Below are 21,325 nucleotides of genomic sequence, written 5' to 3'. Positions count from 1 at the left end.
TGCCGGCCGGGATGCCGGACCACGCGCGCCCGACGCCGGCCGCCGCCGCGGGGAATGGCCGGCGGCGCGCGGACGCCGGCCCCGGCCCGGCAGGACGGTACCGGCCACCAGCAGCATCAGGGTGGCGGTGCCGGCCGCTGCGGCGAGGTAGAAGTACAGGTCCGGGTGCTCGGAATCCACCGGGGCCGACATCGCGTCCGGATCGGCGTTGAAGGCCAGCCCCCACTGCCGCAGGAACGCGATGCTGAAGGCAATAAACAGGATGCTCCCGATCCCGCTGGCGGCCAGGGTCCGGTGCCGGCGGCGGATAATCACCTCGGAGACGCAGGCGACGTAGGCCGCCGCGCAGGCCGCCAGGAACCACAGGAACACGGTTTCGTGCAGGGTGACGCCGGCCAGCGCCAACAGCGCCAGCGCCGCGAAAAACGCACCGATGGCAATCTTGGTGTTGTTACCCATGTGGCCCATGTGGTTAATCATCCCCGAGAGGGACTACTTCCTGACGTAGCCGCGCATGGACGCCATGATCGCGGTGACACTTTGCTCGCGGGTCCGCTCCGGGTTGTAGGTCTGCCGGTCCAGCCCCACCACGAAACAGGCGCCGAAGATGGCCGTCTCCAGGCTGCCCCGGGCCACCGCCGGATCCACCGGGTAGACGGCGGCCACCGCGTCGATCGCCGCGCGGACCACGGTGAGCAGCCGTTCCCGGAGCTCGGTGAAGGTATCCTGCCACTCGCTGGGGGTCCGCCAGTTCTCGCTGACCCACAGCCGGGCAAAGGACGGGTATTCGTCCATGAAGTCCATGGCCTGGCCGATCATCTCGTCCATCGCGGCCAACGGGTCGGCCGACTCGTCCCTGACGCTCAGCAGCCGTGCCAGCAGGATGTCCACCCCGTGGCGCAGCAGCTGGGCGATCAGGTCCGACTTGCTGCCGAAGTTGTAGTAGACGGTGCCCTTGGAGACCCCGGCCGCCGCCGCGATCTCATCGACGGTCACCCCGGCCACCCCGCGCTCGCCGATCAGGTCCATCGAGGCCTCGAACAGCTTCTGCCTGGTCGCGTTGGTGCGGGCGGGCCGTAACTTCTTTGCGGTCCCCGTGCTTTCCGCGGGAGTCGCCGGTCCACCGGAAGGCACCGTGCTGCTGTCCGTGCGGCTGTTCATACGGTGATCTCCGGTTTCAGGGTCTTCAAGGTCCAGTACTTGTGCTTCCGGACGGCCAGGGTGGACAAGGCTGTCCCCAGCAAAGTGTAGCCAAGCAGCCCCAGCATCGTGGGCAGGATGACGGCCAGGTCAGCGCCGTAGATCAGGTGCCGCATGCCGTTGACGACGTACCCCATCGGCAGGAGCTGGTGCACCACGTGGAGCGGCTGGGGCGTCGTCTGCCAGGGGAAGGTGCCCCCCGAGGAAACCAGCTGCAGCACCAGCAGGATGAGGACCACGAGCTTGCCGGGGGACCCGAGCAGCGCCACGACGCCCTGGATGATCGCGCTGAACGCCATCGCGGCAGCCAGCAGCAGGAACCACATCAGCCAGGGGTGGGCGGGACTGAGGCCCAGCCCCACATCGACCACGAGGGTCAGCAGGCTCGCCTGGACGGCCGAGACAGCCAGGAAGGGAAGCCAGCCGCCGACGGCGATTTTCCACGCCGGGGCGTTCGACGCCAGCGCCCGCTGGGTGACCGGCCGCATCGCCTGGATCAGCATAAAGACGCCGATCCACAGGGCCAGGGTGAGGAAGAACGGGGCGAGGCCCGCGCCGTAGGAGCCGGCCTTGGCCTGCGAGACGTTGCTGACGGCGACCGGATCGGCCATCACCTTGGCGACGCTGTCCTTCTGGGCGTCGGTGGGGTTGGGGACCTCGCCCGCGCCCCTGGCGAGTTCGCCTGCGAGGGTCCCGGCGCCGTCGGAGGCCGTGGCCGCCCCGCTTTCCAGCTTCGCCGCGCCGTCGTCGAGCTTTTCTGCGCCCTCGGACAGCTTCGCGGCACCGTCCAGGGCGCCCTGCTGCCCGGCGGCGAGGGTGGCGGCACCGCTGGCCAGCTGGTCCGCCCCGCTGGACGCCTGGGTGATGGCGCCGCCGAGCGCGGGGGTGGCCGCTGCCAGCTTCTCCGCCCCCGCACTGACGGCGGCGGACCCGTCCGCCAGCTGCTGGATTTGCGCTGCCGCGGCTGTGAGGGGCGCCGCGGGTCCCGCGGATGCCGGCGGTGCCGCGTGGGCATCGAAGTCCGCGAGGATGGCCTCCGCCTGGGCCGGGGTGAGGACCCCCGCCGCGACGAGCCGGCTGTTGGACGCGACCACCCGGTTGCGTTCTGCCTGCGCGGCCGCCTGTTGGGAGGCGGCCAGCTGGCCGGCCAGGCCCTGCATCTTGGTGCCCAGGGCGGCGTTGCCGGCCGCCACCCGGGCGGCGCCGTCCGCGAGTGCCCGGGAATCGGCGGGCAGCGTGGCGGTCTTGTCCTCGAGCTGGGACAGTCCGCCGCTGAGCTGGGCTGCCCCCGCGCCGAGGCTATTGGCGCCGTCCCGGAGCTTGAGCTGGCCGGCATAGAGCTCGGCCGTGCCGGAGCTGAGCCCGGCCGTGCCCTGGTGGAGGGTGACGGCCCCGTCGTGCAGGCCGGCGACACCGCCGGCGAGCTGCCCGGCGCCGTCGGAGGCCTTGAGCATCTGGGAGTGGATGGTCCCGAAGCCGGTGAGGAGCTGGTTGGCGGTCTCCTCGCCGACCTCGGTGGCCACCGTGGTGTGCACGGCGGTGGTGAGCTTGTCCACGATGGTGCTCAGCAGGTAATTGTTCGCGTCGTTGGTGGTGACGTTGAGCATGGCCTGGTTGGCGGCGTCGAAGCTGCCGGGGGAGACCAGGTTCGCCGAGAAGTCCCGGGGGATCTTCAGGGCGAAGGCGTACTTGCCGGTGCTCACGCCTTGGTCCGCCTCCTCCGTCCCGGAGACGGTCTGCCAGTTGAAGACGTGCCCGTCCGTCAGGCTCTCGGCGACCTTCCGGCCGGCCTCGAGCCGGGTGCCGTCGGCGGACGTGGCACCGGTGTCCTCCACGACGAGGGCCGCATCGATCTGGTCCAGATTTCCGTAGGGATCCCAGTTGGCGTAGAGGTAGACGGCGCCATAGAGCAGGGGCACCATGGTCAGCGCCAGGATGGTGAGTTTGGGCAGCAGCCCGCCGGTCATGCGCTTGAGTTCTGAGCGGGCCAGCCGCAGCACGGTCACGGTGCGTCCTCCAGGTCGAGGGCGCCGGATGCGGCAGGGACGTCCAGGACCGGGTCGCCGGTGGCGGCGGGACATGCGTTGCCGATCGCGGCGGCCGGCCCGGCCCAGCCGGCCGGGATGCGCATGACGGTGGCGACGACGGCGAGCGGACGCCCGGCGTCGTAGGCCAGCTCCTCCAGCCGCGGCAGCCACTCCTCCGGATCTCCATGGCGGTCCGGTGAGTCCACCACGATCAGATCGGTGTGCGGGTTCGCCAGGGCCAGGGCCGTGAGCAGCCCGATCCTTCGGGCGGGAGGCAGCTGCTCGGTCCACAGCCCGGCGATGTCCTCGAAGCGGTTGACCTTGAGCCAGGGCCCGCTCAGCAGGGAACCCCGGTAGCGGCGCGGAACGAGGGCCAGGTCCTCGGTAACGAGGTCACGGACGCTGAGGTGCTGCTCGGGTTCGTTCACCGCGGGGGAGTCCACCACGGCGCTCGCCTGCCGCAGGGTCCTGATCCGGGCGCCGCCGTCCCACTCCGTGCCGTCCAATTCAAAATGGCCGCCGGAGGGTTTCAGCCGTCCGCTCAGGGCCAGAGCCAGGGCGGTGCGCTGGTCCTGGCGGCTGCCGGAGACCAGCAGGAGTTCGCCGCGCCGGACCTGAAGGGCCGTGGCCGGCAGCAGCGTGTCCCGTCTGCCGTTCACGGAGAGTTGTTGCACGCGGAGCAATTGGAGCCCTTTCGCAGAAGAATGTCTACGCCAAGGCTAACTAAACTGACCGGTCAGTTCAAATAAGATCGAGGGAGTGTGATCAAACAGTCGTGGCCCGGCCGGTGGCCGGCTCCGCCGAGGTCATACTTCGCGCCGATGTCCGGGCAAAACATCGGCGCGAAATCACGCCTCGGCGGCTCAGAGGCCGTATTCCTCGAGCAGTCGCAGCCAGACCTCGCTGATCGTGGGGTAGACCGGCACGGCGTGCCACAGCCGGTCCAGCGGGACCTCTCCGACGACGGCGATCGTGGCGGCGTGCAGCAGCTCGGCCACATCCGGGCCGGCAAAGGTGGCGCCCAGCAGCACCTTCCGGTCCTCGTCGACCACGAGCTGCGCCCAGCCCTCGTACCGTTCGGCGTGCAGCGAGGATCCGGCGACCTGGATGGGCAGTTCCACGGAGGAGACGCTGAAGCCGTCCCGTTCCGCCTGCTGCACGGTCCGCCCTACGCTGGCCAGTTCCGGATCGGTGAACACCACGTTGGGCACCGCATGGTCGTCCGCGGTCCGGGCGTACCGGCTCCACGGGGCGGCCTCGCCGCCGAGCTCGCCGCTGGCCCGCGCGGCGATGGCGTCTCCCGTGGCCCGCGCACCGTACTTGCCCTGATGGGTCAGCATGACCCTCCCGGCGGCGTCGCCAGCGGCGTACAGCCACGGCTCGACGTCGTTCCCGGTGCCGCCCGACACCAGGCCAGTGGAGTCCGTGCGGAGCCGCAGTTCCCGGCCGTCCGCGGCCGCTAGTCCGACGCTCTCCAGTCCGATCCCTTCGAGGGCGGGATGCCGTCCGGTGCTGACCAGGAGCTTGTCCGCCGTGACGGTGCCGCCGCCCGCCAGTTCGAGAGTGAGGGAGCCGTCCTCGTTCTCGCGGACGCTGTCGGTTCCGGTGTGCAGGTGGAGGCTGACGCCGTCCGCCCGCAGCCCGGCAGCGACCAGGGCGGCTGCCTCCTCGGGAAAGGCGCGCAGCAGACTGCCGCGGGCCACGAGGGACACCGAGGCGCCCAGCCGGGCGAAGGCCTGGGCGAGCTCGGTGCCGGCGACGCCGCCGCCCAGCACCGCCAGCCGGCGCGGGATCTCACGCGCGGAGGTCGCTTCCCGGGTGGTCCAGTAGTCCACGTCGGACAAACCTTCAACGGGGGGGACCGTGGGCGAGGACCCGGTGGCCACCACAACGGCGTGCCGCGCCGAGAGCGCGTAGCTGTTGCCGTCCAGGCCCGCGACTTCAACCTTCCGGGTGTCCGTGATCCAGCCGTGCCCGCGGATCAGCTCGATCCCGGTGTCCTGGAGCCACTTGACCTGGCCGTCGTCCTGCCAGTTGGACGTGAAGTAGTCGCGGCGTTTCAGGACAGCGGCTGTGTCCAGGGTCTGGGTGACGGCTTCTGCGGCGCCGGGCACGGTCTGGGCACCGTGAAGGGCGGTGCCGGGGCGCAGCAGCGCCTTCGAGGGCATGCAGGCCCAGTAGGAACATTCGCCACCCACCAGTTCGGCCTCAATCAGCACCGCGGTCAGCCCGCCCTGCACGGCGCGGTCCGCCACGTTCTCGCCCACGGCGCCGGCGCCGATCACAATGACATCAAATTCCCGTTCAAACTGTGCCGTCATGGCAAAAGCCTACGCCCGGGAGCCGGGCCGCAAGGCTTTGACGAACACCCTTTGCAGGACGTGGGACCACCGCTACTGTTGGGAACATACTTGGGGGAGGGCAGGGCCATGACGGAAAGCAACGTGACCGCCGGCGGCGCGAGCCGGGCGGGCGGCAGTGGAGCGGACCGCCCGCGCAGCTCGGGCGGGGCGGGCGTGACCGGAGCCGGCCCAATGCCACCGGCAAGGTTCAGCGCGCAAGCCCGGCTCAGGGCCCTGCAGGCGGACATCATGGAACTGATCCTGGAGCGTGAGCTGGATGCCGGGGACCCGCTGCCGACCGAACATGAGCTCTCCGCCGCGCTGGGTGTTGGCCGCAACACCCTGCGAGAATCGCTGAAGGTACTCCAGGCCCTGGGGGTGATTGAAATCCGCCACGGCTTCGGCATGTTCGTGGCGCCGAGCAATTTTGACGCCCTCACAGACGGCCTCACCTTCCGGGGCCGGTTGTCACTGCGGCATCACGGGCAGGAGGCCCTGCAGCTGGTTGACGTCCGGCAGGCCCTCGAGGCGGGGCTGATTGCTGCCGCCATGGACCTGATGACTCCGGAGCACCTGACGGCGGTCGAGGAATCCGTGCTCCGGATGGAGGAGCTGGCCGGCGCCGGCGCGAACTTCGTCGATGCGGACGCGGACTTCCACCGGAGGCTGTTCGAACCACTCAACAACGCGCTGCTGGTCAGTCTGCTCGGTGTTTTCTGGCAGGTGTACCGGCGGCTTCACGTGGAGCTGGGGGGAGCCGAGGACGTCGACCTGCTGGAAACGGCGGCCCTGCACCGGGGGATCTACGACGCCGTCTCGACCGGCGACAAGGTTCTCGCAGCGCAGCGGCTCAACGGCCACTTCGACGGCATCCGGCTCAGGATCAGCCGGGCCGTCGGCCCGTAGCGGCGGCTCCGAGCCGGGGGCCGGGTTATTGGACACCACGTGAGTAAATCCCTGGCGTGCCGGGGGCGACCCGCCGTCGGGCGTTAAACAAAATGATCCGCACCGGCGGACCGGTGCGGATCATTTACTCAGTGCGCCCAAAGGGATTCGAACCCCTGACCTTCTGTTCCGTAGACAGACGCTCTATCCAGCTGAGCTATGGGCGCATCTTCTGTTCTTGGAACTTCTCGCTCCCCGAACCTCGAATTACTTTACGCGAGGAGGGGCCGTAGTGACAAATCGAAACGGGTGTAATCTACCTGACTAGACCGGTCTACGTGACCTTGGTCACAAAATAGGGTCACTTCGTACCATCTATTCCCTGTATTTCTGCGGTTTTTGATTTCCGCGTCCCCGGACATCCCACAACTGACCCCGATTTCGGGGGGTGATCTAGCCCTACATTTAGGACACACGACTGAACCCGAGGAAGGGAACCGTAATGGGAGATCTGGCGCGACTGCCGTTGCTTGAAAAAGCACCCACCACACATGCTGGCCTGCTGGCATGGGTTGAAGAGGTAGCTGAACTGACCCAGCCGGACCGGATCCACTGGGTAGACGGCTCCGACGAAGAGAACACCCGGCTCACGGACGAGCTCGTTGCCGCGGGGACACTGACCCGCCTGAACGAGAAGCTGTTCCCCCAGTCCTTCGCGGCCTTCTCCGACCCCGCCGATGTGGCCCGGGTCGAAGAGCAGACCTTCATCTGCTCCGAGAAGGAACGCGATGCCGGCTTCACCAACAACTGGATGGCTCCGGCTGAGATGAAGGAGAAGCTGCGCGGACTGTTCCGCGGCTCCATGCGCGGCCGCACCCTGTACGTCATCCCGTTCGTCATGGGCCACCTTGACGCCGAGGATCCCAAATTTGGCGTGGAGATTACGGACAGCGCCTACGTTGTCGCCTCCATGCGCATCATGGCCACGATCGGCACCGAGGTCCTGGACAAGATCACCGCCACCAACGCCTTCTTCGTCCCCGCCCTGCACTCACTGGGCGCACCCCTGGCCCCCGGCCAGGCCGACGTCGTCTGGCCCTGCAACCCGGACAAGTGGATCGTGCACTTCCCCGAAGAGCGCTCCATCTGGTCCTTCGGCTCCGGCTACGGCGGCAACGCCCTGCTGGGCAAGAAGTGCTACGCCCTGCGCATCGCCTCAGTGATGGCCCGGGACGAGGGCTGGCTCGCTGAGCACATGCTCATCCTGAAGCTGACCTCGCCGGAGAAGAAGAACTACTACATCTCCGCTGCCTTCCCGTCGGCCTGCGGCAAGACCAACCTCGCCCTGCTGGATCCGACCATCGAGGGCTGGAAGGTCGAAACCCTCGGTGACGACATCACCTGGATGCGGATCGGCAAGGAAGGCGAACTCCGCGCCACCAACCCGGAGGCCGGCCTGTTCGGTGTCGCCCCGGGCACCGGCTGGGGCACCAACCCCAATGCCATGCGCGCCATCGCCAAGGGCCACAGCATCTTCACCAACGTGGCCCTCACGGACGACGGCGGCGTCTGGTGGGAGGGCATGACCGAAGAGACTCCCGCGCACCTGACCGACTGGCAGGGCAACTCCTGGACGCCTGATTCGGACCAGCCTGCAGCCCACCCGAACTCCCGCTTCTGCACGCCGATCTCCCAGATCGACATGCTGGCCGAGGAATACTTCAACCCGGAGGGCGTGGAACTCTCCGCGATCCTGTTCGGCGGCCGCCGGAAGACCACCATCCCGCTGGTGACCCAGTCCCGCACCTGGTCCAACGGCGTTTTCATGGGCTCCACGCTGTCCTCGGAGACCACAGCGGCTGCGGCCGGCCAGGTGGGCGTGCTGCGGCGCGACCCGATGGCCATGCTGCCGTTCATCGGCTACGACGCGGGCGACTACCTGAACCACTGGGTCAATCTCTCCGCCAAGGCCAACCAGGAACGCCTGCCCAAGATCTTCCTGGTCAACTGGTTCCGCCGCACCGCCGACGGCGGCTTCGCGTGGCCCGGGTTCGGCGACAACGCCCGTGTCCTCAAGTGGGCCATCGAGCGCATCGAGGGCAAGGCGGACGCCGTCGAGACCCCCATCGGCTACGTGCCGGCGCCCGGTTCGCTGGACCTCACCGGCCTGGACCTGACGCACTCGCACGTGGAGGATGCCGTCCGCGTGGACCCCGAGGAATGGGCGGCCGAGCTGGCCTCCATCGAGGAGTGGTACGCCCAGTTCGGCGACTCCCTCCCGGCGGCCCTGCGCTCCGAGCTCGAAGGCCTGAAGGAACGCCTGGCCGCGCAGTAGCAGCCAGCCGAACCGACGACGGCGGCCCCGCACCTTGCGAAAAGGTGCGGGGCCGCCGTCGTGCTTGCATCGATTGCTCCGTAGCCGCCCTTTTGAACCCTCAAAAGGGCGGCTACGGAGCAATCGATGAATACTTTCGCTCGGGAGCCGGCCGCCGGGACTTAGGTCCCTAGACCGCGTGCGGGGGTGACCCTAGGCTCGTACGCATTCATCAGCCGGGCCGTCCGCCGACTGGAGAGGGTGCTGGGGTCATTCCACGCGTGCGCTGCCGCGCCCCCAACCTGCTCGCGGCACGCGAGCGCTCAGGAGTCCACCATGCTTGTCGCAGCGGATGAGGGCCGCTAAGTCCAGCTACGACCCGGGCAACCTCCTGCGCTTCGGCCACACAATCACCGGAGTGCCGTCGGCGACCTGACACTCCGTGCGGGGTCGTTCCCGCACACGACACGACGACGACGGCCCCGCACCCGTGAAAGGTGCGGGGCCGCCGTCGAACGCTCATCCGTTGCTCCGCAACGGCCCTTTTGACCCCTCAAAAGGGCGGTTGCGGAGCAATCGATGAGTACCTTAGCTGGCCAGCCAGATGTCCGGGCCGAAGACCTCGTAGTGGATCTTCGTGGCCGGGATGCCGGCGTTGATGGCCTCGTTGCGGATGCTCTTCATGAACGGCAGCGGTCCGCACAGGTACAGCGAGGCGTTGGCCGGCAGGTCCACTTCGCGCAGGGACATAAAGCCCTCCCTGGTGCCCTCAACCGGCCGCTCGAGCCAGACCTGGAGGTCGGCACCGGCCAGGCGCTCGACGTCGTCGGTCATCTGGGAGCGCAGCGCCCAGGACTCCAGATCGCTCTCCGCGTGCAGGACCAAAACCTGGCGGTCCGAACCGGCCTCCGCGAGGGAGCGCAGGATGGACGCGGTCGGGGTGCAGCCGATGCCGGCGGAGGCCAGGACGACGGGGCCCCCGCCGTCCTTGAGCGTGATCTCGCCGTAGGGGTTGGAGATCTCGAGGATGTCGCCCACCCGGACGGTGTCATGCAGCACGGGGGAGACTTCGCCGCCGTCGTCCTTCTTGGTGGTGAAGTTGCGGCTCGTGCCCGCGTCGCCGGAGAGCGAGTACTGGCGGACCTGGCGCAGGCCGTCCGGGAGCGTGACCTTGACGCTGACGTACTGTCCCGGCAGGGCGGCGGTGACGGGGGTGTCGTCGGCCGGTTCCAGGGTGAAGGTCATGGAGCCGGTGCCGGCGGGGGTCTTGGCCGCGACCTTCCAGGGGCTCCACATCGTGCCGTTGGCCTGCAGGGCGTAGAGGCCCTTTTCGATCTTGATCAGGGCGTCCGCCATGAGCCAGTAAACCTCGGTCCAGGCCTCGGCGATTTCCGGGGTGATGACCTCGGCCAGGTCTTCGGCGATGGCGGCGAAGAGGTGCTCGTAGACCACCTGGTACTGCGGTTCGGTGATGCCGAGGGAGGCGTGGCGGTGGGCGATGCGGGCGAGCACGGTCTCCGGCAGGGTGCCGGGATTGTTCACCAGGTGGGTGGCGAAAGCGGCGATGCTTCCGGCCAGGGCCTGCTGCTGGTTGCCGTTGCGCTGGTTCGAGCGGCTGAAGAGCCCGTCCAGCAGTTCCGGGTGCGCCGCGAACAGGCGGGCGTAGAACTTGGGGGTGATTTCGCCGATCCGGGAACCAACCAGCGGGAGGGTGGCCTCAATGACGGGGAAGGACTTGTCCGAGAGCATGTTGACTCCTGAGATAGTGGCCCGGGGTCTGCAACCGGTACCGTCGAAAATACCCGTATTTGAAATGCAAGTATTTGTACCTCAGTTCTACAGGGCGTAGAAAGCATCGACAAATCGAGGGGATTCCCGGGCGTGGCGTGGTGCGCGACGCACCTGCGGCAGCAGGGGCTCCGGCTCAGAGGCCGGGGCGCAGGCCGATCGCCTGGAAGACCGGCGCCATCTGCCGGGGCGTCGGCAGGGACGCGACGACGATGTCGTCGAGTTCTCGGTAGAAAGCCTCGCGGGCCCGGGAGAGGGCTCCGCGGAGGCGGCATTCGTTGATGAGCGGGCACTCCCCGCCGGCGGCGACGCAGTCGGCCGGGTCGGTGCGGGTGTCCAGCTGGCGCAGCAACTGGCCCACCGTGGCGGCGCGGCCGGCGCTGCTGAGCCGGGAGCCGCCGTGCCGGCCACGTTCGACGTCGATCATTCCCAGCTCGCGCAGCTTCGCCATCGCCTTGCTGACATGGTTGTACGGCGTTGCGACGGCGTCAGCGATGCTCTGCGTGGTGAGAAGTGCGCCGTCGGGGGCGGCTGCGAGCACCATCATGGCGCGCAGGCTCACATCCGCGAAGGCGTTGATCTTCATAACACCAGTTTACGGGCGGTCTAGTCCACCCAGATGCCGGGCTCGTTCGTATCCGCGGAGAGCTCGCCGAATTCCAGCTCACGGGTCGCGGGGTTCGCGGCGTACGGCAGGACCGCGGCGAAGAGGGAACCGTCCCGGTGTTCCGCGGCGACGTGGATCGCGTCCGAGGCTTCCTCCAGCAGGGTGATGTCACACACGACGGCGGCGGCGCGGAACTCGTCCCGGTGCTGGCGGAGCAGTTCGGTGAGGTCGCTGATCATCGAGTCCGCGTCGAAATCCGCGTCCGTTCCCTCGGCCGCGTCGGCGGGGGTGACGGCCACCAGCCGGACCTCGCCGTCGTTCTCGACCACCAGGGCGAACGGCAGGAATCCGCCGTTGCGCTCCAGCTGCTCCTGCGCGGCGCCGACTCCGGTGCCGAGCAGGTTCTCCAGGTCGGTGGCGCTGGATTCCGGGACGCTGCCGCGCCAAGACCCGGCGGTCCCAGAGGCCGTCTCGGCAGCAGTCGCAGAAAGTGTCTCAGTGGCGGTCTCCGCCGGCCGTTCCGACACGGTTCTAGCCCCGGACCAGGGCCAGGACGCGGTCGCGGACACGCTCCATGGTGGCTCGGTCCGTGGCCTCGACGTTCAGGCGGAGGAACGGCTCGGTGTTGGAGGGCCGCAGGTTAAACCAGTAGTTGCCGTCCGTGGCGATGAAGGTGCTGCCGTCCAGGTAGTCCACCTCTACATCCTCGGCCTGGAAGTCGAGACGGACCCGCTCCACGGCGCCGGCCTTGTCTTCGATTTCCGAGTTGATCTCGCCGGAGGACAGGTACGGCTCGTATTCGCGGCCGAGTTCGGACAGCGGACCGTCCTGTTCGCCGAGGGCGGCCAGGACGTGCATGGCGGCGAGCATGCCGGTGTCTGCATTCCAGAAGTCGCGGAAGTAGAAGTGGGCGGAGTGTTCGCCGCCGAAGATGGCGCCTTCCGTGGCCATCTCGGCCTTGATGAAGGAGTGGCCCACCCGGGTGCGCACGGCCCGGCCGCCGTGGCGTTCCACCAGTTCGGGGACGGCTCGGGAGGTCAGCAGGTTGTGGATGACGGTGGGGTTGGCCTCGCCGAGCCCCTGCGCGCGGCCGATCTCGCGGCGGGCCACCATGCCGGTGATCGCGGAGGGCGAGACGGGGTCGCCTTTTTCGTCGATGACGAAGCAGCGGTCGGCGTCGCCGTCGAACGCCAGTCCAATATCCGCGCCGTGCTCGACGACGGCGGCCTGCAGGTCGCGCAGGTTCTCCGGTTCCAGCGGGTTGGCGGGGTGGTTCGGGAAGGAGCCGTCGAGCTCGAAGTAGAGCGGGATGATCTCGAGGGGGAGCTTGGGCAGCAGGGCGTCGCCGAGCACCGCGGGGGTGGTGAGGCCGGCCATGCCGTTGCCGGCGTCGACGACGACCTTCAGCGGACGGGTGCCGCGGAGGTCCACGAGGCTGCGGAGGTACTCGGAATAGCCCTTCAGGACGTCGTGCACCCCGATCAGGCCGCGCACGGGGGCGTCGGGGATGGACCCGGCGTTGAGGTACTCCTCGGCGCGGGCCTGGATTTCCTTGAGCCCGGATTCGGAGGAGATCGGCTCGGCGCCGGCCTTGGACATCTTGATGCCGTTGTACTCCGCGGGGTTGTGGCTGGCGGTGAACGTGGCACCGGCCGCATTGAGTGAGCCGCAAGCGTAGTAGAGCTCATCGGTGGAGATGAGGTCGAGCAGCTGGACGTTGGCGCCGCGCCGGGCAGCACCGTTGGCAAAGGCCTTGCTGAACTCGGGCGAGGACGGGCGCATGTCGCCGCCGACCAGCACCGTTTTGCCCTCCAGCTCCAGGACGTCGACGAATGCCGCGCCCACCGCCTCGACGATTTCGGCGGTGATTGATTCGCCGACAATGCCGCGCACGTCGTAGGCCTTGAAGGAGGCCGAGAGGTCAAAAGTTTTTGTCTGGTCGATAGTCACGCGTCTTATCTTACGTTGACGGCCGAATCTTACGTGGACCGCCGGATCGTGCCGTGACGGGGCGGTCGGGGGGCTTCCTGGCGCCGGAGCGCGGGCGTATCCGCTGTGATTGTCCACATAGCGGCGCCCGTGGCTTCGCTGCTGTCGGAGGAGGCTGGGATACTGAAGCAATGGCCAATAACCAGAACGCTGCAGTCCTTTCCGCTTCCGCTGATCCCTCCGGAGACGCAGGTCTCGCCGGCGGCGCCGCGGGCGCCGGGACCCGGGAGCAGGCCCAGGAAGTGCTGCGCGAGCTGGTCGGGCACCCGGCCGCGGAGTTCCACGACGGCCAGTTTGAGGCCATCGAGGCCCTCGTCGACGGCGGACGCCGGGCCCTCGTCGTGCAGCGCACCGGCTGGGGAAAATCGGCGGTGTACTTTGTCTCGTCCCTGCTGCTCCGGCGCCGCGGCGCCGGGCCCACCCTGATCGTCTCCCCGCTGCTGGCCCTCATGCGCGACCAGGTGGCCGCAGCGGCACGGGCCGGGGTCCGGGCCGTGGCCATCAACTCCGCCAACCAGCTGGAATGGGACACCGTCCGCGAACAGCTCGCGACCGATGAGGTCGATGTCCTGCTGGTCTCGCCGGAGCGTCTCACCAATCCCTCGTTCCGGGAGAACCAGCTCCCGGAGCTGATCCGCCGCACCGGGCTGCTGGTCATCGATGAGGCCCACTGCATCTCGGACTGGGGCCACGACTTCCGTCCCGACTACCGGCGCATCGCGGACCTGATCACCCAGCTGCCGGATTCGGTTCCGGTGCTGGCCACCACCGCCACGGCCAATTCCCGGGTGGTCCACGACATCGAGGAGCAGCTGGGCGCCGGCGTGCTGACCATCCGCGGCGCCCTGGGCCGTGAATCGCTGCGCCTCGGCGTGCTGAGGCTGCCGGATTCCCGCGACCGGCTCGGCTGGCTGCTCACGCACCTGAAAGACCTGCCCGGCAGCGGAATTATCTACACCCTGACGGTGTCCGCCGCCGAGGACACCGCACGGCTCCTCGCCGAAGCCGGCCACGAGGTGCTCGCCTACACCGGACGCACCGACCCCGCGGACCGGGAACGCGCCGAGCAGCTGCTCAAGGACAATCAGGTCAAGGCCCTCGTGGCCACGTCCGCCCTTGGCATGGGCTTTGACAAGCCGGATCTCGGGTTCGTCGTGCACCTCGGGGCGCCGTCCTCGCCCGTGGCGTACTACCAGCAGGTCGGCCGTGCCGGCCGTGGAGCCGCCAACGCCGACGTGCTGCTGCTGCCCGGGTCCGAGGACCGGGACATCTGGCAGTACTTCGCCACGGCGTCCATGCCGTCGGAGGAGAAGGCCGGAGCGGTGCTGACCGCCCTCGCCGAAGCCGGGGCCGCCGTGTCCACGGTCGCGCTGGAGGCCCGCGTGGACCTGCGCCGGACCCCGCTGGAGCTGCTGTTGAAGGTCCTGGCGGTCGACGGCGCCGTGGAACGGGTCGGCGGCGGCTGGCGTTCCACCGGCCAGCCGTGGATCTACGACGCCGAGCGGTACGGCCGGATCGCGGAGGCCCGGGTAGACGAGCAGGACTCCATGGTCATCTACCAGGACACCGCCGGGTGCCGGATGGAATACATCACCTCGGTCCTGGATGACGAGACGGCCCGCGCGTGCGGCCGCTGCGACAACTGCGCCGGGCAGTGGTTCCCGGCGGACATTGCCGCCGCGGCCACCGAAGCCGCGGGCCAGACGCTGAGCCGCGCCGGTGTCCCGCTGGAACCCCGGCTGCAGTGGCCCAGCGGCATGGACCGGCTGGGCGTGCCCGTCAAGGGCAAGATCAAGCCCGCGGAAAGCGTCGCCGGCGGCCGCGCGCTGGCCCGGCTCACGGACCTGGGCTGGGGCGGCGCCCTGCGCGAGGCCTTCGCCGCCGGAGCCCCCGACCGCACCGTGGACCCCGGCATGCTGCAGGCCTGCGTCCAGGTGCTGCGCGAGTGGGGCGCCGGCGACCCCCGCACGCCCGGCTGGAGCGGGGCGGGCCGGCCCGCCGCCATCATCAGCGTCCCGTCCCGCGGCAAGCCTGCCCTGGTGGACTCGCTGGCCCGGGGCATCTCGGAGATCGGCCGGATCCCGTACCTGGGGCAGCTGCAGCTTGAGCACGGCGGACCGACCGGCGGGCGCGGCGGCAACAGCGCCTACCGGCTGGCCGGTGTCTGGGACCGCCTCGTGGTGGGGCCGGAACTGGAAGCGGCCCTGGCCGGGATCCAGGGCCAGAGTGTGATGCTGATCGACGATCTGGTCGACAGCCGCTGGACCGTGACTGTCGCCGGCCGGGCCCTCAGGCTCGCCGGCGCCGGCGCGGTGCTGCCGCTGGTGCTTGGCCAGGCCGGCTGACCTCGGCCCCGGCGTGGCGGGGCAGCGTCAGACTGTCCAGGGTGCTCAGGAGCATGACCAGGGCCAGTACCAGGAACGCCGCCCGGTACGGTGCCGCCGGATCCGCGCCGGCCGTCCCCGCTGCGCCCAGCAGGGGGCCTCCAGCCTCGTACACCCGGATCAGCAGGGCCCCGATGGCGATCCCGGCCGCCGTCGCGAGCTGCACGAGGGTGGCGGAGACGGCGTTGGCGGACGGCAGCTGGGCGGGAACGACGTCGGCGTACTGCACCGAGGCGTAGGCCGAGAAACCGATGGACCGGAAGGCTCCGCTGGCCACGAGCAACGCGAAGATCAGCGGCTCCGGGGTGCCGGCGTCGAGCAGGGCGCACAGCGCGAAAGTCACCGCCGAGGCCAGCGACGCGAAGACCAGTACCGGTTTGAAGCCGAAGCGCCGGATGAGCGGGGTCGTGGCGGGCTTGATCCCGATATTGCCCACGAACACCGCCGCGACGAGGACCCCGGCGCGCAGCGGATCCCAGCCGAAGCCGTTCTGGAACATCAGCGGCAGCAGGAACGGCACGGCGCTGATGGTGAGGCGGTAGATGAACCCGCCGGTCGCCGTGGCGCGGAACGTCCGGGCGGAAAAGACCCCGAGGTCGAACAGGGGCGAGCGGGCCCGCCGCATCCACCAGACCGCCGTGACCAGGAACAGCAGCCCGGCGGTGATGCTGACGGCCGCCAGGCCGCCGGCTTCGCGGCCGCCGGCCAGCTCCAGGCCCACCACGACGGACCCCACGCCCAGGGTCGTGAGGGCCAGTCCCAGCCAGTCCAGCCGCCGTGTCCGGTCACCGGCGGTGCCCGGGACCAGCCGCAGCGCCGCGAGGAACGCCGCGAGCCCCAGCGGGAGGTTGATCAGGAAGATCCAGTGCCAGGACAGGAAGGTGGTGAGCGCGCCTCCCACCAGCGGGGCGAGGACCGGCGCCAGCAGCCCGGGCCACACCAGGTAGGCCGTGGCGCGGAGCAGGTCCTTCTTGGCCGTTCCGCGGAGCACCACGAGGGTGCCCACCGGGACCATCATGGCGCCGCCTGCGCCCTGCAGCACCCGGCTCAGGGTCAGCATGGTCAGGTCCTGGCTGAGCGCGCACAGCAGCGAGGCCGCCGTAAACGTCGCTATTGCCAGGCAGAACACCCGCCGCGCGCCGTAACGTTCGGCCAGCCAGCCGCTGAGCGGAATCCCCATCGCCACCGTCAGGAGGTAGGCGGTCATGGTGATGCTGACGTCCGCGGAGGGGACGGAGAAGTCCGCCGCGATGCTGGGGATCGCGGTGGTCAGGACGGTGCCGTCCAGGAACTCCATAAAAAACGTCGCCGCGACGAGCAGGGCCAGGCGTGGACTCCACTGCTCCGCCGGTGTCCCGGCCGGCGGCGCGGGCTTGCTCATGCGCGGGCCGCCGCGGCGCCGGGTTCAGCCCTGCGGGGCACGGCCCGAGCCCCGCGGGCCGGAGCCCGGCGACCCGGACGCCAGCACTGCCATGGCCGCGTTGTGCCCGCCGATGGCGCTGACGGCACCGCCGCGCCGGGCCCCGGAGCCGCAGAGCAGGAGCTGCGGGTCATCCGTCGCGACGCCCCAGCGCTGCGCCGGGGTGTCCAGCGGCGCGTCGTCCTCGACGAAGGGCCAGTCGAGGCCCCCGTGGAAGATGTTGCCCCGCGGCATGCCCACCGCGCGCTCAATGTCAAGGGTGGTTTTGGTTTCGATGCAGGGCTGCCCGTCCGGACCGGCCAGCAGCAGCTCCTCGATGGGCTCGGCCAGGACCGAGTTCAGGGACTTCAGGACCGCGGCCTGCAGTTCCGCCCGGCGCAGGTCATTGTTTTCCGCTGTGATCAGCCGGTCCGGGACGTGCAGGCCGAACACGGTGAGGGTCTGCGCCCCGGAGGCCTGCAGCTCCGCGGACAGGATGGTCGGGTCCGTGAGGGAATGGCAGTAGATCTCGCAGGGCAGCGGGTCCGGGACCGTTCCGGCCGCGGCGGCGAGGTAGGCGGCGTCGAGCTGCGACCAGGTCTCGTTGATGTGGAAGGTCCCGCCGAAGGCCGCCTCCGGGCTCACATTCCGGTCCAGCAGCCGGGGGAGCCGTTTCAGCAGCAGGTTCACCTTGACCTGGGCGCCCTCCCGGAGGTGGTTCGGGTTCCGGGTGGTGTTCGGGGCGGCTCCGCCGGAAGCCCCGGAGCGCCTGAGCCGGTCCAGCACCACCGGGGCCACGTTGGCGAGGACCCAGGACGCGGTGGCCGTGTGCTCTGCCCCGTCGTGCCGGTAGCTGACCACACCTCCCGGGCGGACGGCGGTGACCTCCGCGGACGTGAGGATGGTCGCCCCGGCCTCACGGGCGGCGCGTTCCAGTTCCCCGGACACCGCGCCCATCCCGCCCACGGGAACGTCCCAGTCGCCCGTCCCGCCGCCTACCAAGTGGTACAGGAAACAGATGTTCTGCTGCAGGTCCTCATCGCCGGCCCGGGCAAAGGTGCCGATCAGGGCGTCGGTCAGCACCACGCCGCGGACCAGGTCGTGCTGCAGCGACCGGGCGATGGAATCCCCGAGGGGCCGTTCGATCATGGCGTCCCACGCCTCCGCCGCTCCGGCGCCGGCCGCGAGGGCCCGGGCCTCGGAGCGGGTCGGCAGCGGGGACGTCATGGTCGGCCAGAGCGCCTCGGTGAGGCGGCGGCAGCCGGCGTAGAACTCGGTGAAGGCATGGAATTCGCTGGCAGAAGCCCCGACGGCGGCAAAGGACGCCGCGGTGGCCGCGGCATCCCCGTTGTCGATCAGCAGGGCGCTCCCGCCGTCATGCGGGTCGGGGGTGTAGGACGAATACCGGCGCCGGGCCAGCCGGATGCGCAGGCCCAGGTCGTCGATGACCTGCTGCGGGAGCAGGCTCACGAGGTAGGAATACCGCGAGAGGCGCGCGTCGACGCCGTCGAACGCCTGGGCGGACACGGCGGCACCGCCGGGGTGTTCCAGCTTCTCCAGCAGCAGGACCTTCCGGCCGGCTTTGGACAGATATGCGGCCGCTGCCAGGCCGTTGTGGCCGCCGCCTACGATGATCGCGTCCAACGCGCTGTTGCTCGACATGGGCTTATCCTGCCATCCGGGCCGCCGGAATGGGGTCCGTGTCCGGCAACCGGACACGCCCGGTACGCAAAAGGCCCCGGTCCAGGGACCGGGGCCAAACGCGGAGACGGGGGGATTTGAACCCCCGGTGGAGTTGTGCCCCACACTTCATTAGCAGTGAAGCCCATTCGGCCGCTCTGGCACGTCTCCAATTGCTATTAACTAGCCAACCAAGGATACGCAGAAGGGGCCATGCAGTGCAAAACGAGCAACGCGGAGTCACTTCCGTCCCGTCCCGGGCCGCCGCAGGGGGCTGGGTGACCCCGCGTAGCTCTTCCGGGGGAGGGCCGGCTCAGGCGCCCCGGCCGGCCAGGGCCCGCCAGAGGAAGTGCTGGCTGCGGCTCTGCAGCGCCGCGGCCTGCCGGTTGTCCGACGCGCCGGCATGGCCGCCTTCCAGTGCCTCGTGGAACCAGACGTTGGGGATGCCCATCGCCTGCATGCGGGCGGCCATCTTCCGCGCCTGGACCGGGCCCACGCGGTCGTCCGAGGTGGCCGTCCAGATGAACGTCTCCGGGTAGTCCACCCCGTCCCTGAGCAGGTGGTACGGGGAGAACGTCTTGATGAAGTCCCACTGGTCGGGAACGTCCGGATCGCCGTATTCGGCAATCCAGGAGTACCCGGCGGACAGTTTGGAGTAGCGGCGCATGTCCAGCAGCGGGACCCCGCAGGAGACGGCCCCGAAGAGCTCCGGGTAGCTGGTGAGCATGTTCCCCACCAGCAGGCCCCCGTTGGATCCACCGACACAGCCGAGCCGCTCGCGGGAGGTCACGCCGCGTGAGATCAGGTCTGCGGCCACGGCGGCGAAGTCCTCGTAGGCCCGGTGCCGCTTCTCCTGCAGCGCCGCCCGGTGCCACGAGGGTCCGTATTCGCCGCCGCCGCGGATGTTGGCCACGACGTAGACGCCGCCGCGGGTGTGCGCGGCTTCCCCCTCATGCCCGGCGGATTCCTGGGTGCGGCGTTCCAGCCAGGCGCGGCCGACCGCGCCGCTGTAGGCGGGGGTCCGGGAGACCTCGAAGCCGCCGTAGCCGGACAGCTGTGTGGGGTTCTGGCCGTCGAGCACAACTTCGCGGGACGCCACCTGGAAATACGGCACGCGGGTGCCGTCCTTGGACACGGCAAAGTGCTGCTGGACCTCGTAGGCGTCGTCGTTGAAGAACGACGGCGAGGTCCGGATCACTTCGTGCGTGCTGTCCACACCGCCCCGGGCGGTGCGCCTGAGGGTGCCGCGGGTGAGGGTGCTGGGCGTGGTGAAACCGGTGGCCACGAGCCAGAAGTCGTTCCCCGCGCCGGGAGCCTCCTCGTCGGCTACCGGTGCGGCGCCGTCGGTACCGTCGTCGTCCGTGTCGTCGTCCGAGCCGGTGGCAGTGTCCTCGTCGTCGACGGCGTAGGCGTTGACGTCGTGCAGCGGCGGGCAGGCGTCCAGCACGGTGGAGGCCCAGGCGGTGTCCGTCCCGGGCACCTGCGGATCGAGGACCCGGATCTCCGAGGAGACGTGGCGGAGCAGGTTCAGCAGCAGGAAATCCCGCGTCCAGCTCCAGGACTGCAGGGAAGTGTGGTCATCCGGGGCGAACAGCACGGACAGTTCCCGGCCGCCGGCCAGAAAATCCTCGAAGGGTGCGGCGAGCAGGGATCCTGCCGGGTGGGTCGTTGCGCCGACGGTCCAGTCCTTTTGCGGCCGGAACAGCAGCCAGTCGCGGTGCGAGCTGAGGTTGACGTCCACCGGCACGTCGAGCTGAACCCACCGGCCGTCGCGCAGCACCGAGGTGGTCCTCTCGAAGAAGCTGATCCAGTCCACGGCAAAGGTCCGCTCGAATCCCGGCGTGGAGTCATGCGCCACGAGGGCCATCATGTGGTCCTCGGGGATTTCGAACAGCCGTTCCGCCGTGGCCAGGGTTCCGCCGCGGCGCAGTTTGACGCCGGTCCGGGCGTAGGAGGACGTGGTGGCAGGCAGGCCTTCGGCGGTGGAGGAGACCAGCAGGGTGTCGGCGTCGAGCCAGGAGGCGTTGCCCTTCGCGGTCGGCAGGTCGAAGCCGCCGGCGGCCGGATCCACGAAGCTGCGGGACTCGACGTCGAACTCGCGGTAGCGGTTCGCGTCGCCGCCGTCGGGGGAGAGCGCCAGCAGCGCCAGCCGGTGCGGTTCACCCGCGGCCGGGCGCAGGAAGTTGGCGCCGTGGAAAACCCACTCCTCGCCTTCGGCCGCGGCCAGCGCGTCCACGTCCAGCAGGACGTCCCACTCCGGAGCCCCGCCGCGGTAGCTGTCCCAGCTGGTCCGGCGCCACAGGCCTTTCGGGTTGCCCCGGTCCTTCCAGAAGTTGTAGTACCAGTCGCCGTGCTTGCCCACCATGGCGATCCGGTCGGTGGAGTCCAGCACCTCCAGGATGCTGCCTTCCAGCGCGGTGTACTCCGCGTCCTCCAGCAGCTCCTCGGTCCGGGCGTTCTGCTCCCGGACCCAGGCCAGCTGTTCCTCGCCGTAGATCTCCTCAAGCCAGATGTTCTCGTCAACGGGTTCGGGCGCGGTGTCCGCGGCGTCCGCGGCGGGACGGTCGGACTCGGGCGGGGGAACAGCTTCAGCGGTGGTCATTTTTCCATCCAAGCAACATCGGCGCGCCAGTAGCAAGTCAAGCCGAAGCCCCGCGGAACCCGTCCCGGGGACATCAGGCAGGTCGGGGCGGTGTGCCCGTAGCGGATA

14 protein-coding genes, 2 tRNA genes and 1 pseudogene are annotated in these 21,325 nt (G+C 69.5%); 3 read left to right on the top strand and 14 right to left on the bottom strand.

What is annotated here, in order from left to right; translation table 11 throughout:
- The 5 genes and pseudogenes from ACZYZ5_RS17860 to ACZYZ5_RS17840 form a co-directional block, all read right to left on the bottom strand.
- Positions 1-468, bottom strand: a pseudogene (locus ACZYZ5_RS17860) (hypothetical protein); the annotation flags it as partial.
- Positions 469-492: 24 nt separating this feature from the next.
- Positions 493-1,161 carry a TetR/AcrR family transcriptional regulator gene (locus tag ACZYZ5_RS17855; protein ID WP_463903531.1) on the bottom strand — a complete coding sequence of 223 codons (669 nt, stop codon included), beginning with the start codon at positions 1,159-1,161 and terminating at the stop codon, positions 493-495.
- Positions 1,158-3,206 (bottom strand): YhgE/Pip family protein, encoded by a 2,049-nt coding sequence (locus tag ACZYZ5_RS17850; RefSeq protein ID WP_463903530.1) that lies wholly within the window; start codon positions 3,204-3,206, stop codon positions 1,158-1,160. The genes ACZYZ5_RS17855 and ACZYZ5_RS17850 overlap by 4 nt, the downstream gene beginning before the upstream one ends.
- Positions 3,203-3,910, bottom strand: coding sequence for an ABC transporter ATP-binding protein (locus ACZYZ5_RS17845; protein WP_463903529.1), 708 nt, complete (start codon positions 3,908-3,910; stop codon positions 3,203-3,205). The genes ACZYZ5_RS17850 and ACZYZ5_RS17845 overlap by 4 nt, the downstream gene beginning before the upstream one ends.
- A 180-nt stretch (positions 3,911-4,090) precedes the next feature.
- Positions 4,091-5,548 (bottom strand): dihydrolipoyl dehydrogenase family protein, encoded by a 1,458-nt coding sequence (locus ACZYZ5_RS17840; protein WP_463903528.1) that lies wholly within the window; start codon positions 5,546-5,548, stop codon positions 4,091-4,093.
- A 213-nt stretch (positions 5,549-5,761) separates the two neighbouring features.
- Between ACZYZ5_RS17840 and ACZYZ5_RS17835 the strand changes: the two genes are divergently transcribed.
- Entirely contained in the window at positions 5,762-6,475 is a 714-nt protein-coding gene (locus tag ACZYZ5_RS17835) for a FadR/GntR family transcriptional regulator (RefSeq protein WP_463903538.1), read from the top strand.
- A gap of 132 nt (positions 6,476-6,607) precedes the next feature.
- Here the strand turns inward: ACZYZ5_RS17835 and ACZYZ5_RS17830 are convergent.
- Positions 6,608-6,681, bottom strand: a tRNA-Arg gene (locus tag ACZYZ5_RS17830).
- Between the two features lie 275 nt (positions 6,682-6,956).
- Between ACZYZ5_RS17830 and ACZYZ5_RS17825 the strand changes: the two genes are divergently transcribed.
- Positions 6,957-8,789, top strand: coding sequence for a phosphoenolpyruvate carboxykinase (GTP) (locus ACZYZ5_RS17825; protein ID WP_463903527.1), 1,833 nt, complete (start codon positions 6,957-6,959; stop codon positions 8,787-8,789).
- Between the two features lie 567 nt (positions 8,790-9,356).
- Here the strand turns inward: ACZYZ5_RS17825 and ACZYZ5_RS17820 are convergent.
- The 4 genes from ACZYZ5_RS17820 to ACZYZ5_RS17805 form a co-directional block, all read right to left on the bottom strand.
- Positions 9,357-10,517 (bottom strand): globin domain-containing protein, encoded by a 1,161-nt coding sequence (locus ACZYZ5_RS17820; RefSeq protein WP_463903525.1) that lies wholly within the window; start codon positions 10,515-10,517, stop codon positions 9,357-9,359.
- Between the two features lie 175 nt (positions 10,518-10,692).
- Positions 10,693-11,142, bottom strand: a complete 450-nt coding sequence (locus ACZYZ5_RS17815) for an RrF2 family transcriptional regulator (protein ID WP_463903523.1) — start codon at positions 11,140-11,142, stop codon at positions 10,693-10,695.
- A 20-nt stretch (positions 11,143-11,162) separates the two neighbouring features.
- Positions 11,163-11,690 (bottom strand): hypothetical protein, encoded by a 528-nt coding sequence (locus ACZYZ5_RS17810; protein WP_463903522.1) that lies wholly within the window; start codon positions 11,688-11,690, stop codon positions 11,163-11,165.
- A gap of 4 nt (positions 11,691-11,694) precedes the next feature.
- The gene (locus ACZYZ5_RS17805) at positions 11,695-13,113 is read right to left on the bottom strand and encodes a phosphomannomutase/phosphoglucomutase (RefSeq protein WP_463903520.1); all 1,419 of its coding nucleotides are present in this window, start codon (positions 13,111-13,113) and stop codon (positions 11,695-11,697) included.
- A gap of 170 nt (positions 13,114-13,283) precedes the next feature.
- Here ACZYZ5_RS17805 and ACZYZ5_RS17800 point away from each other — a divergent pair, with 170 nt between their 5' ends.
- Positions 13,284-15,497, top strand: a complete 2,214-nt coding sequence (locus tag ACZYZ5_RS17800; RefSeq protein ID WP_463903519.1) for a RecQ family ATP-dependent DNA helicase — start codon at positions 13,284-13,286, stop codon at positions 15,495-15,497.
- On the opposite strand, the gene ACZYZ5_RS17795 is transcribed toward ACZYZ5_RS17800, so the two are convergent.
- The 4 genes from ACZYZ5_RS17795 to ACZYZ5_RS17780 all read right to left on the bottom strand — a co-directional run bounded on the left by ACZYZ5_RS17795 (position 15,442) and on the right by ACZYZ5_RS17780 (position 21,217).
- A complete protein-coding gene (locus ACZYZ5_RS17795) occupies positions 15,442-16,917 on the bottom strand; it encodes an MFS transporter (RefSeq protein ID WP_463903517.1) in 1,476 nt (491 codons plus the stop codon). The genes ACZYZ5_RS17800 and ACZYZ5_RS17795 overlap by 56 nt on opposite strands.
- Positions 16,918-16,941: 24 nt before the next feature.
- A complete protein-coding gene (locus tag ACZYZ5_RS17790; protein ID WP_463903516.1) occupies positions 16,942-18,597 on the bottom strand; it encodes a phytoene desaturase family protein in 1,656 nt (551 codons plus the stop codon).
- 101 nt (positions 18,598-18,698) lie between these two features.
- A tRNA-Ser gene (locus ACZYZ5_RS17785) sits at positions 18,699-18,786 on the bottom strand.
- Between the two features lie 142 nt (positions 18,787-18,928).
- Positions 18,929-21,217, bottom strand: a complete 2,289-nt coding sequence (locus tag ACZYZ5_RS17780) for a prolyl oligopeptidase family serine peptidase (RefSeq protein WP_463903515.1) — start codon at positions 21,215-21,217, stop codon at positions 18,929-18,931.
- Positions 21,218-21,325: the final 108 nt, after the last annotated feature.

It is taken from the genome of Pseudarthrobacter ribosi (genome assembly GCF_055412865.1).
The sequence above is the reverse complement of the archived record's forward strand: the minus strand, read 5'-3'. Positions and strand labels throughout refer to the sequence as shown.

Coding starts and splice junctions, on each gene's coding strand:
- ACZYZ5_RS17855 (WP_463903531.1), bottom strand. CDS start 1,161: ATGAACAGCCGCACGGACAGCAGCACGGTGCCTTCCGGTGGACCGGCG.
- ACZYZ5_RS17840 (WP_463903528.1), bottom strand. CDS start 5,548: ATGACGGCACAGTTTGAACGGGAATTTGATGTCATTGTGATCGGCGCC.
- ACZYZ5_RS17835 (WP_463903538.1), top strand. CDS start 5,762: ATGCCACCGGCAAGGTTCAGCGCGCAAGCCCGGCTCAGGGCCCTGCAG.
- ACZYZ5_RS17825 (WP_463903527.1), top strand. CDS start 6,957: ATGGGAGATCTGGCGCGACTGCCGTTGCTTGAAAAAGCACCCACCACA.
- ACZYZ5_RS17820 (WP_463903525.1), bottom strand. CDS start 10,517: ATGCTCTCGGACAAGTCCTTCCCCGTCATTGAGGCCACCCTCCCGCTG.
- ACZYZ5_RS17815 (WP_463903523.1), bottom strand. CDS start 11,142: ATGAAGATCAACGCCTTCGCGGATGTGAGCCTGCGCGCCATGATGGTG.
- ACZYZ5_RS17800 (WP_463903519.1), top strand. CDS start 13,284: ATGGCCAATAACCAGAACGCTGCAGTCCTTTCCGCTTCCGCTGATCCC.
- ACZYZ5_RS17795 (WP_463903517.1), bottom strand. CDS start 16,917: ATGAGCAAGCCCGCGCCGCCGGCCGGGACACCGGCGGAGCAGTGGAGT.
- ACZYZ5_RS17790 (WP_463903516.1), bottom strand. CDS start 18,597: ATGTCGAGCAACAGCGCGTTGGACGCGATCATCGTAGGCGGCGGCCAC.
- ACZYZ5_RS17780 (WP_463903515.1), bottom strand. CDS start 21,217: ATGACCACCGCTGAAGCTGTTCCCCCGCCCGAGTCCGACCGTCCCGCC.